This window comes from Acinetobacter sp. 24-47-62, assembly GCF_056779765.1.
The window spans coordinates 1-231 of the sequence record NZ_JBWYIN010000054.1; the positions used below are offsets into that span (position 1 = coordinate 1).

1 protein-coding gene is annotated in these 231 nt (G+C 42.0%); it reads left to right on the forward strand.

Going from position 1 to position 231, the window contains the following annotated elements; all coding sequences use genetic code 11:
* Window positions 1–231, forward strand: a 231-nt coding sequence (locus tag AC1M87_RS14860; RefSeq protein ID WP_481594134.1) for a CoA-transferase, incomplete at both ends; no start/stop codon positions are given.

Sequence of the window (231 nt, forward strand, 5' to 3'; positions counted from 1 at the left end):
TTGCACAAGATATTCCTGATGGTGCTTATGTCAACCTTGGGATTGGTTTACCGACGAAAATCTCGAGTTACTTACCTTCTGACAAAGATGTATTTTTACATTCTGAAAATGGTTTATTGGCCTTTGGTCCACCCCCTGCAGAAGAAGACCGTGACCCTGAGTTAATTAACGCGGGTAAAGAGTTTGTGACTTTATTAGAAGGCGGAGCTTTCTTCCATCATGGTGACTCAT